General features: G+C 33.8%; 9 protein-coding genes. 6 read left to right on the top strand and 3 right to left on the bottom strand.

All coding sequences use genetic code 11. From position 1 onward, the window contains the following. Positions 1–41: 41 nt before the first annotated feature. Both CL818_RS08255 and CL818_RS08260 read left to right on the top strand, forming a co-directional pair. On the top strand, positions 42–956 hold the full coding sequence (locus CL818_RS08255) for a DMT family transporter (RefSeq protein WP_286972640.1): 915 nt from the start codon (positions 42–44) through the stop codon (positions 954–956). Between the two features lie 45 nt (positions 957–1001). Continuing rightward, positions 1002–1382: a nuclear transport factor 2 family protein gene (locus tag CL818_RS08260; RefSeq protein ID WP_286972642.1), complete on the top strand. Its 381-nt coding sequence runs from the start codon at positions 1002–1004 to the stop codon at positions 1380–1382. A 36-nt stretch (positions 1383–1418) separates the two neighbouring features. Here CL818_RS08260 and CL818_RS08265 read toward each other — a convergent pair whose 3' ends face one another. Beyond that, complete coding sequence (locus CL818_RS08265) at positions 1419–2450, bottom strand: flavin-containing monooxygenase (protein WP_286972644.1); 1032 nt, start codon at positions 2448–2450, stop codon at positions 1419–1421. A gap of 1036 nt (positions 2451–3486) precedes the next feature. Next, positions 3487–6867 (bottom strand): transcription-repair coupling factor, encoded by a 3381-nt coding sequence (gene mfd, locus CL818_RS08275; protein WP_286972648.1) that lies wholly within the window; start codon positions 6865–6867, stop codon positions 3487–3489. Positions 6868–6993: 126 nt separating this feature from the next. Here mfd and CL818_RS08280 point away from each other — a divergent pair, with 126 nt between their 5' ends. The 4 genes from CL818_RS08280 to CL818_RS08295 all read left to right on the top strand — a co-directional run bounded on the left by CL818_RS08280 (position 6994) and on the right by CL818_RS08295 (position 10380). Beyond that, on the top strand, positions 6994–7419 hold the full coding sequence (locus CL818_RS08280) for a lipocalin-like domain-containing protein (RefSeq protein WP_272972942.1): 426 nt from the start codon (positions 6994–6996) through the stop codon (positions 7417–7419). Positions 7420–7493: 74 nt separating this feature from the next. Next, a complete protein-coding gene (locus CL818_RS08285) occupies positions 7494–7934 on the top strand; it encodes a lipocalin-like domain-containing protein (protein WP_013186281.1) in 441 nt (146 codons plus the stop codon). A 204-nt stretch (positions 7935–8138) separates the two neighbouring features. Next, positions 8139–9506: a dihydrolipoyl dehydrogenase family protein gene (locus CL818_RS08290; protein WP_013186282.1), complete on the top strand. Its 1368-nt coding sequence runs from the start codon at positions 8139–8141 to the stop codon at positions 9504–9506. A 130-nt stretch (positions 9507–9636) separates the two neighbouring features. Continuing rightward, positions 9637–10380 (top strand): phage tail-like protein, encoded by a 744-nt coding sequence (locus CL818_RS08295; RefSeq protein WP_286972652.1) that lies wholly within the window; start codon positions 9637–9639, stop codon positions 10378–10380. Here the strand turns inward: CL818_RS08295 and CL818_RS08300 are convergent. Then, positions 10377–11186 (bottom strand): TspO-related membrane protein, encoded by an 810-nt coding sequence (locus tag CL818_RS08300; protein WP_272972941.1) that lies wholly within the window; start codon positions 11184–11186, stop codon positions 10377–10379. The genes CL818_RS08295 and CL818_RS08300 overlap by 4 nt on opposite strands. Between the last annotated feature and the right edge of the window lie 5 nt (positions 11187–11191).

An 11191-nucleotide genomic window follows, 5' to 3' on the forward strand; every position in this document is an offset into this window, starting at 1 on the left:
TACATTTTCCTTAAAGACTAAAGCACAATACCAGCCAACCTATGAACAACCGTATTCTTGCATTGCTGGCAGCTTTTGCAGCAAGTGCTATTTATGGTGCAAACCACACTATTGCCAAAGATTTAATGCCAACTGTTATACAACCCTTTGGTTTTATNCTTTTAAGAGTGTCTGGTGCTGCATTATTATTTTGGGTTGCTAGTTTGTTTTTACCTCGAGAAAAGATAGATCGTAAAGATTGGTTACGTTTTGTAGCCTGTGCTCTGTTTGGCATGGCAATTAATATGCTGTCCTTTTTTAAGGGATTAAGCCTATCTACTCCTATTAATAGCTCTGTAGTTATAACATTATCTCCTGTTTTGCTTTTAGTGCTTTCTGCTATTTTTTTAAAGGAACGTGTTACCCTACTAAAATCTATAGGTATTGGGTTGGGACTTGCAGGCGCNTTGCTTCTAATTTTATTCGGAATGAAAGAGCAACCTAATGCCCCTAATATTCCTTTAGGTAATTTGTTGTTTGTATTAAATGCCTCTTCTTATTCTGTTTANCTCATCTTAGTGAAGCCCATTGCTAATAAGTACAGGCCTGTTACTCTTATGAAGTGGTTTTTCTTATTTGCTGTAATTATAAATTTACCTATTGGCCTTTCTGAATTTACCCAAGTGGAATGGACAGCGTTAAGCTTANGCTCTATTTGGANAATGCTTTTTGTAATAATTGGCACTACNTTTTTAACTTATCTATTTAATATTTATGCNTTAAAAATACTAAGCCCATCTACTATAGGTGCTTTTATGTATTTNCAACCACTACTTGCAACATTAATTGCTGTTTTAGTAGGTTCGGACATCTTAACAACGCTTCGCATATTTGCTGCTGCTTTAATCTTTACAGGTGTTTATATAAGCTCTAGAAAACCTAAAAAAAGGTTACAATCTAATAATATTCAGCATTAAATAAATAGTGTATCTTAGTGTCATTAACCTTAATACCAAAAGATTATGACAACCCAAGAAGTAGCAGACCAATTAGTTAAATGGTGCAATGAAGGNAATGAAGCAAAATGCTATCAAGAGCTTTACAGCCCAGATGCCGTAAGTTGGGAAATGGAAGCAGACCCAAATGATGCTATGGCAAAATGCGAAGGCATGCAAGAAATACAGAAAAAAGGTGANTGGTGGTACGAAAATTTTGAAGTTCATAGTAGCAAAGCCAGTGAACCAACTGTAGCAGATGGATACTTTACAACACGCTTTGATATGGANACAACTCACAAACCTAGTGGACAACGTTCTAAAATGAGTGAACTAGGTGTTTATAAGGTAAAAGATGGTAAAATTACAGAAGAGCGCTTTTTTTATCAGAATGGAGAACAACAGTAGTCTTATACTGTTTTAANCTAAAAGANTCTGTAACTCTTATTTTATTTGTTTNGACAAATATTCTGCATCTTTTTTGATGCCACCTAGAGTTGCAGATCCTCTTGTGTGCAACCAAGGTAATCCTATAAAATACAANCCTTCAATAGTACTTACACCACGTTTGTGCTTAGGGTAACCTTCATGATCTAGCTCTAAACCTTCTATCCAACTAAAATTTGGACGATAGCCAGTTGCCCATATCACATTTCTTACATCGGTTAACTGTTTCTTTTCTGTTTCAATTATATAATCATGAGCATCATTAGTTCTACCTACAGCGGTAACTTGTGGTCTTGCTAAAATCTCTTTTACATCTGTACCAATTACTGGTTGCTTAGAGTGATTTATTTTNTTACCAATCCAAGAGTTTTTACTAAAACTTAAAAACCCTGTAATGGTAAACCACCACCATAATGTCTTACCTAAGATTTCTTGAGGTAGTGTTTTTACGTCTGTATCTCCAGAAAAATAAGTTTTCCTNCCATTATCGGATATTTCATCTANAATTTGAAATCCGCTATCTCCAGCACCAACNACCATTGCTGGTCCTTCTTGTAATTGTTTAGGGTTTTTGTAANAATTACTNTGTATTTGAAATATGTCTTTAGACATTAATTTAGAACAAGGCGGCGTGTATGGGATATGAAAAGGACCTGTTGCTACTACAACCTGTTTTGCTTCATATANTCCATTATTAGATGTAAGAATAAATTTGCCGTCTCTTTTTTCAATTTTCTCTACCAAACAATTTAATTGTACNGGTATGCTAAATTCATTTACATAAGCTTTAAAGTAACTTGCTACCTCATATTTGTTAGGGTAATANCCTTTTTTAGCAGGAAATGGCATACCTGCTAAATGGTTAAATTCTGTTGGTGTAAATAAGGTTAATGAATCCCAACGATTTAACCAACTNGCACCAANTTCANCTTCTTTGTCTAAAACTAAATACGATTTGCCCTGTTGCTTTAAATAATAAGCCATGGAAAGTCCTGCTTGTGCTGCACCAATTATTATAAAGTCTANCATTGTAAATATTATTAGGNATTTAGTATTCTAATTTGCTCAATGAGTATAATACAATAGTTAAAGAGATTTAAAAAATCCTATTATGTATTAAGTTTAAGGCTGGTTTGAAAACGCAAATATAAAACTATCCAAAGGGTTTAGTGGTTATCGTCTTCCTTTTTACCNAACAGAAATCCTAATGGCAAAAACACTAAGAAAAACATATACCAACCTGTTACCAAACCTACGATAGTAATAATGGTAGCTATGATTACAATAATCCATTGAGNTTTTCTAGAGAANTTCAATACCTATANTTTTATAAACTTTTCTCATAACACTCTAAGCATTCATTTAATGGCGAGCCATTGTTATGAACACAATCACAAAACACAAGACAAGCCTCNGGATTAGTGGNATNCNTACAATCTTGTTGGCAGTCTGAAATTGAATTTCTAGGCATAAGTAGTGTTTTGTTTATTACAACAATAGACCCTACAATTACCACAAACACNATAAAAGAACCTACAACAAACCTCCAAGGAAAGTNCTTTGTTTTTTCATNAGCAACTATTAAGTTTTCNGTTGATGTTTTATGATACCACGGAAAGATAAATTTAAGCTTATGGTAATCCCAACAAAGTAAAAATATATTGGCCAAGAGCATTAATGGTGATGACAANAAAGAACCATCAAACCTTACAGAGAAAGATAGTAGCGCAATATTTAAAATAACAGGGAAATACAAAAGTGCTCCTAATGTTGCTGTTCTGGGAATAAGCAATANNACGCCAGCAAGTACTTGAGCAACACCAATTGCTGTATAGTAATATCCTGTATGNAATAACGCNGTTAAATAGCTTCCCATAGGATGCATATCTGGAAGCGCTGTGAAACGNTCTCCAATAATCTTTGTAAAACCCGCAGGAATAAAACCAATAGCAAGTACAATCCTACAGAAAATAGCAAACCANCCAATCCATATATTATGCCTGGCTTTTTTATGAGCTCGTTCAAACCTTGTTANAAGATGATGCATTACAACTAAAATTCTGTTTTAAGACACTTGTTCTTGTTGTGCTTTTTGAGACTTAAAATCTAAAGGTTTTAAAACCTCTAAAGCCTTATCAATTGTCTTTACTTTATCAAAAGTAACTAAAAGCCTTAAGCCGTTTCTTGTTTTCTTTTCTTTCATCACTACTTGACGAGGATGTGTTTGCACATATTGTAAAACCTTAGTAAAGGTATTACTTTGGTAAAAAGGACTTTGTTGATCGTTTATAAAGTAGCCAATCATTTTACCTTGCTTAAGTATTAGCTTTTCAATACCCACTTGCGTAGCTATCCATTTTACCCTTACAGAGTTTAATAAATCTTCTGCTTGTTGTGGCAACTCTCCAAAACGATCTAACAGGCGTTTTTCGTATGCCTCAAGTTCCTTCTCTTCAGAAATAGAGTTTAGCTCTGTATAAAGGTTTAAGCGTTCAGAAATATTATTTATATAATCATCTGGAAATAAAAGGCTAATATCTGTATCTATAGTGGTGTCTTTTAAGAAAACTCTATCTTCTTCTTTAGTGTCNTAAAGATCTTTAAATTCTGTTTCCTTAAGCTCTTCNATAGCTTCATTTAAAATTTTCTGATAGGTATCGAAACCAATTTCATTTATAAATCCGCTTTGCTCACCTCCAAGTAAGTCTCCTGCTCCACGAATTTCTAAATCTTTCATGGCAATATTAAAACCGCTTCCTAAATCTGAGAATTGCTCCAATGCTGTAATACGTTTTCTGGCATCATCTGTCATTGCAGAATATGGTGGTGTAATAAAATAACAGAATGCCTTTTTATTACTACGACCAACACGGCCACGCATTTGGTGAAGGTCTGAAAGACCAAAGTTATTGGCATTGTTTATAAATATGGTATTGGCATTTGGTACATCTAAACCACTTTCAATAATTGTAGTAGACACTAAAACATCAAAATCTCCATTCATAAAACTTAGCATAAGTTGCTCCAGTTTTTTTCCTTCCATTTGNCCGTGACCAATTCCAATTTTTGCATCTGGCACTACACGTTGTATCATACCAGCAACTTCCTTAATGTTTTCTATACGGTTNTGTACAAAATAAACTTGACCNCCTCGTTGTATTTCATATTGCACAGCATCACGAATACTTTCTTCTGAAAANCTAATTACATTAGTCTCAACAGGATATCTGTTTGGTGGTGGCGTTGTNATGGTACTTAAATCTCTTGCAGCCATTAAACTAAACTGAAGCGTTCTAGGTATTGGTGTTGCTGTTAAGGTAAGTGTGTCTACATTTTCTTTTATGGTTTTTAGCTTGTCTTTTACAGCCACACCAAATTTTTGTTCTTCATCTACAATTAACAGCCCTAAATCTTTAAACTTTACAGTCTTATTTACTAATTGGTGAGTTCCTATAATGATATCTACCTTACCTGCCTCTAAATCTGCTATGGTTTCTCGTCNTTCTTTAGCGCTTCTAAACCTATTTAAATATTCCACNGTGACAGGAAAATCTTTTAAACGTTCACTAAATGTTTTATGATGCTGAAACGCCAAGATTGTAGTTGGTACTAAAACTGCTACTTGCTTACCATTATCTACAGCCTTAAATGCTGCTCTTATGGCAATTTCGGTTTTACCAAAACCTACATCACCACAAACTAAGCGATCCATTGGCCGCTCGTTTTCCATATCTTTTTTTACATCTTCTGTAGCACTACTTTGATCCGGTGTGTCTTCATATATAAAAGAAGATTCTAACTCAAGTTGCATTGTGGTATCTGGACCAAATGCAAACCCTTTTTCTAGGCGTCGTTTTGCATATAATTTTATAAGGTTAAAAGCTATTTCCTTAACCTTAGACTTGGTTTTTTGTTTCAGTTTTTTCCAAGCTTGGCTACCTAATTTATAAACTTTAGGTGCTTGCCCATCTTTGCCATTATACTTGGTTATTTTGTGTAGTGAATGTATGCTTAGGTAAAGAATATCTCTATCTCCATAAATTAACTTAATAGCTTCTTGCTTCTTACCCTCAACATAAATTTTCTGTAGACCACCAAATTTTCCAATACCGTGATCTATATGTGTAACATAATCTCCCACAGTAAGGTTGGTTAGCTCTTTTAAAGTAATGGCTTGTTTTTTAGCATAGCCATTCTTTAAATTAAATTTATGATAACGCTCAAAAATTTGATGATCTGTATAGCAAACGCTATTACTTTCATCATCTATAAAACCTTGGTATAAAGAAACTGTTACTGTTTCATATTGCTTTACGTTAAGCTCTGCATCATCAAAAATATCATGAAAACGCTTGGCTTGCTGTTCACTCACGCAAGCTATATAGTTGTGATAACCATCTTCATGGTTTTCATTTAAATTTTCAATAAGCAAATTAAATTGCTTATTAAAGCTTGGTTGTGGTCTTGTATGAAATTGTATGGTGTCTGCCGCACCAGTACTTTTATTTAAAATTTCAAAATGCGTAAATCCTTTAAGTTGCTCTTTTAACAGTGCTCCTGTAGCAAATAACTCTTCTGGTTCACTGTGTTTAGTTTCTGCATTTAATGTTTTAAAAGCTTGTACAGCCTTATCAAAGTTTGAATCTATTCTTCCAAATACAAGCTCTGTATTTTTACTGAAGATGATAGTTTTATGATGAATATATTTCAAGAAGCTTTCTCTGGATTCTTGAAGCAACTTATTTTCGACATTAGGTATTATCGAAATTTTTTTGGTTTGCTCTAAAGACAACTGTGTCTCTACATCAAAAGTTCTTATACTATCTACCTCATCCCCAAAAAATTCAATTCTAAAAGGCTCATCGTGACTAAAGCTAAATACATCTAAAATACCACCACGTAAAGAAAATTCGCCTGGTTCAGTAACAAAATCTACACGATGAAACTTGTACTCAAACAATACTTCATTCACAAAATCAATAGAAACCTGTTCTCCAACACTAAGTTTTAGCGTGTTTTTCTCCAACTCCTTTTTGGTCACCACCTTTTCAAAAAGTGCATCTGGATAGGTAACGATTAAGGCTGGTTTTCTTCTGGAATTAAGTCTGTTTAAAACCTCAGCCCTAAGTAGTACATTGGCATTATCTGTTTCTTCTATTTGGTAAGGTCTTCTGTAGCTTCCGGGATAAAACAGCACCTCATCATCTTTTATAAGTTGCTCAAAATCATTTAAATAATAAGCTGCTTCTTCCTTATCGTTAAATATGGCCAAGAATGGTTTATCTGCTTGCTTAAAAGCTTCTGCAATAGCAAAAGATACAGCAGATCCAACAAGTCCAGTAAGGGTTGTTTTATGATAATTTTCTTGAGATTGGGCAATAGTGTCCTGCAGTTTCCTAAGTTGAGGAGACCGAGAAAAGGCTTGGGAAATAGATGTCTTACTCATGTATACTACAAAGATACTTGTAACCTCTAAATTATAGAATGTTATCTATAAGTTTTTACAATAAATGTATAGCGTACCACAACCGCGATTATAACATACATTTAGTATATTTAGAAAAACTATATTTTGAAGAACCTTATCCTAGCAATTACTTTTCTTTTATGTTTATGCAGTTGCAGCAATGATGATGATAGTACGAACCAAACGTCTAATTTTGAAAATTTAATTGTTGGGGAATGGCAATTAATTGAAAGCTACGAGAATGAAGAACTTATTTCTTTAGGGGAATGTGAACTAATGACCACCTTTAATTTTGATAGTAATAATGAATTTGGGTTTGTTGATGTTTTCACAAATACAAATGGTACCTGTAGTGTTTTTAGCATATTAATTGGTACTTATGCCATAAGTGAGTCTATTCTCACTTATACATTATCATCTGGAGATGTTTCTCAAGTTCAAATTACCCAACTTAATACCACATTATTAGAACTTACCGTAAGTACAGACGATGGCACATTAACTAAAGTGTACTCTAAAATAAGCTCTTAATTTTGATTTTGGGTAATATCATTTTATAGTCTTTATATTTTTATAATTTAGCAGCAAAATAAACAAAACTCAAAATGAAAACATTTAAACTTATTTTATTAGCTGCAATAATAGCCTGCACCACTGCGTCTTGTAGTAGCGACGACGACTCCAACAATGGAGATGTTGCAGATTTCAACACACTAATTATTGGTCAGTGGCGCTTAACTTCTGAAGTAATTAACGGAGAGCCAGAACCTTTAGATGATTGCGAAACCTCTAGCACAATTACATTTAGTGAGGACACTGTAACTTCTGTATATGTTTATACTAATGACGAAAATGAATGTGAAACAGAAACACCAGATGTTTCAACCTACACTATTTCTGGAAACACCGTTACTATAAGCTACGATGGCGGTTCAGATAGTGGTTCAATAGAAACTCTAAACAACTCGACACTTACATTTTCATTTACAGATTCTTTTGGAGACGAAACAGAAGTGTTTACAACAACTTATACAAGAGTTAATTAAAACGTTTATTGCGTTTAATGTCTAAGCATCACTTTTTAGTGGTGCTTTTTTTGTGTCTAGATATTTTAAGAATCCCTAACTGTTATGTAAGCTTTAAAAACATAGCGTGACTTATTTAAGAGAATTTGTGTTTAGGCAGCCTATTATTTACAATTTCTATAACACGGCTGTTATACACCAACTCTTAATTTTACATAAAAAGTTATGGCCTACAAACATTTTGACGTCTTTATAATAGGATCTGGAATTGCAGGACAAACCTGTGCAAAAAAACTTGCTAAAGAAGGATTAAACGTTGCAATTGCAGACGACAGAGAATTTGGAGGTACTTGTGCTAATAGAGGTTGCGACCCTAAAAAAGTTATTTATGGTCTAACCCATATCTTACAGAGAAGTAATGATCTTTTAGGAAAAGGCATTACCACAATGCCAGAATATTCTTGGAAAGATCTTATGGCCTATAAATGTAACTTTACAGATGCAGTGCCAGCTGTAACAGAAGAAAAGCTTGAAGATTTAAATATCACTTTATACCACCAATCTCCTGAATTTATAGACCAGAGCACTATCTCTGTAGAAGGAAAAACTGTCACTGCAGATAAGTTTGTTATTGCCACAGGTTTACATCCAAGAAACTTAGGATTTGATGGGTGTAAACTCATGAAAGTAAGTGATGATTTTCTTGAGTTAGAAACACTTCCTGAAACTATGATATTTGTAGGCGCAGGTTATATCGGGATGGAGTTTGCCCATATGGCTGCACGTTGCGGTGTAAAGGTTACAGTTATTGATTTTGCCAAACGACCTTTAGGTAATTTTGATGAAGATATAGTTGAAGAACTTGTAAAGGCTTCAAAAAAATTAGGTATTAAATTTATTTTTGAGGCTGATGTAAGACAAGTAAAACATTTAAGAAAAAACTACGAAGTTGAGTATCTAAAAGATGGTAAACTGCAAACTGCAAAGGCAGAACTTATTTTTAATGTAGCTGGACGAGTTCCTGCTACAGAAAAACTTAAACTTCAGAAAGGTAATATTGAATTTAATAAAAATGGGATTGAGGTAAATAGCTATTTGCAAAACCCAACAAATAAAAATGTATATGCCTGTGGAGATGTTAGTGATCACGCAGTACCACTAACGCCTTTTTCCGGCAGAGAAGGAAGTACCGTAGCCACAAATATTTTAGCAGAATTAAACTCCAAAACAACTTCTAAGAAAAAAATTACTTTTCCTCCTACACCATCGGTGTGTTTTACAATACCTAATGTAGCAAGTGTTGGCATTTTAGAAGCCGATGCTAAAAATGAGTCTTTAGAGTATATTGTAAAATCTGGAGATGGTAAAGATTGGTATAATGCTAGAAGAGTAAACACTTCTGTATACGCCTATAAAATAATTATACACAAAGAGACCGATAAGATTTTAGGTGCACATTTAATTGGTCCACAAGCTTCAGAAGTTATCAACCTTTTCTCAATGGCTATATTTAAAGAGATGACAGCTGCAGAGCTTAAACAAATGGTCTTTGCATACCCAACTTGGGGAACAGATGTAGCTGCAATGGTATAAAATTTTGGTATTAGGCACGATATTTGGTCTTTTAACGGATATAAATACACATTAACGTTTTACAAATTTCTATCTTTGTTTTTTTTAACATAGTATTAAGATTTCTATTTCATTAGATTTTAAATTATTTATGCGCACCATTTTTACCTTTATACTTTCATTTATTCTATTTGTTTCTAATACAAATGCACAGGTAGGCATCTCTACTACAACACCTCAAGCAGCTTTAGATATAACCTCCACAGATTCTGGTATATTAATACCAAGAGTTGCATTAAACTCTTCTGCAGACACTGGCACGGTTTTAAATCCAGACGGCACAGCTTTAGTTGAAGGAACAATGGTTTACAATAATGGTAACGGTACATTAACAGAAAAAGGATTTTACTTTTGGAATGGTTCAGATTGGGATAAACTTGTAGATAATACACCGCATATTCATATAGGTAAATTTAGAATTACCTCAACAGGCATAGTTAATTTTACAGGATTACCTTTTAAGCCCACTCGAATTAGTTTCACGGCGTATGCCAATGTTGATGATTATAACCAAAGCGCTAGCAATAGTACTGGTAACAATAACAACAACACTAAGGAAAACACTCACGGTTCAATGAAGGGTTATGCTTATGAAATTGATGGATCAATCTTACAGCAATCTATTTTTAACGGTGGTTCTGGAAACTCTATTAATGATATATCACGTTACGCCTCTTCAACAAATTGTATTGGCTTAAGGTACACCAATCAAAATGGAGGTAATTTAGGGCTAACAACTGCTACGCTTACAGCATTTAATGATGATGGTTTTACATTAAATATCACCAATGCAGTAGATAATGTAGTAGTAATTTATGAAGCTTACAGGTATTAAGAGTTCGGTTCTTTATTTAAGTACTCTAAACATTTTTGGTAAGGGCATGTATCTTTATTTTTAATAGCATGAACGCTACTACTTACAAGTAATAACCCTCCAGTAATTAAAGCACAATAAACAACAGCTTCCTCTATATTATAGTTTGCCACACCAATAGCCACTATTGCCCAAGCACCTACCAATGCAAATTCTCGCATGTTCCTGGTCCAAGTAATGGCTAAATTAATACCAGTAGCAATTACTATCATAACTATTGTCCAAAACTGAGGTGATAGTCCAAAAGCAGTCCACTCAATTTTTGTAAGATATACAGAAACATTTGCAATGCATGCAACTGTTAACCAGCCACTATAAAACACAAACGGCCACCAAATGCATACAATTACAGATATTGGAGCATCCCAAAGCTCCATACTATTTTTATATATAATTTTTAAAAGACAAAACAGCAAGAAGAAAATGGTAATTACTGAAGCTAATATATAATCTGAAACAAACAAGTAACACCACAAGCTATTAGCTAAGCAACTTAGTACAAACCACCAACCTGTTTTTTGTATAAAATCATCATCCCTAACTTTAACAACCAAACTTCTCGATTGGTAAATCACAAAGCCGAAAAGCAACAAGTAAATAAGACCCCAAATTGAAAATGCATAACCAGCTGGCGTAAACATATTACTATACTTAGCACTTATTTCTGCTTGAGTTGCACCGTTAAAAAGACCTGCGCTGGACGCATAATTCATAAATATTGTAATAGCAAACACAACTATGTTTACTATTTGTAAGGTCTTTTTCATGTTTT

The organism is Croceibacter sp. (genome assembly GCF_002716225.1).
Taxonomy (GTDB): domain Bacteria; phylum Bacteroidota; class Bacteroidia; order Flavobacteriales; family Flavobacteriaceae; genus Croceibacter; species Croceibacter atlanticus.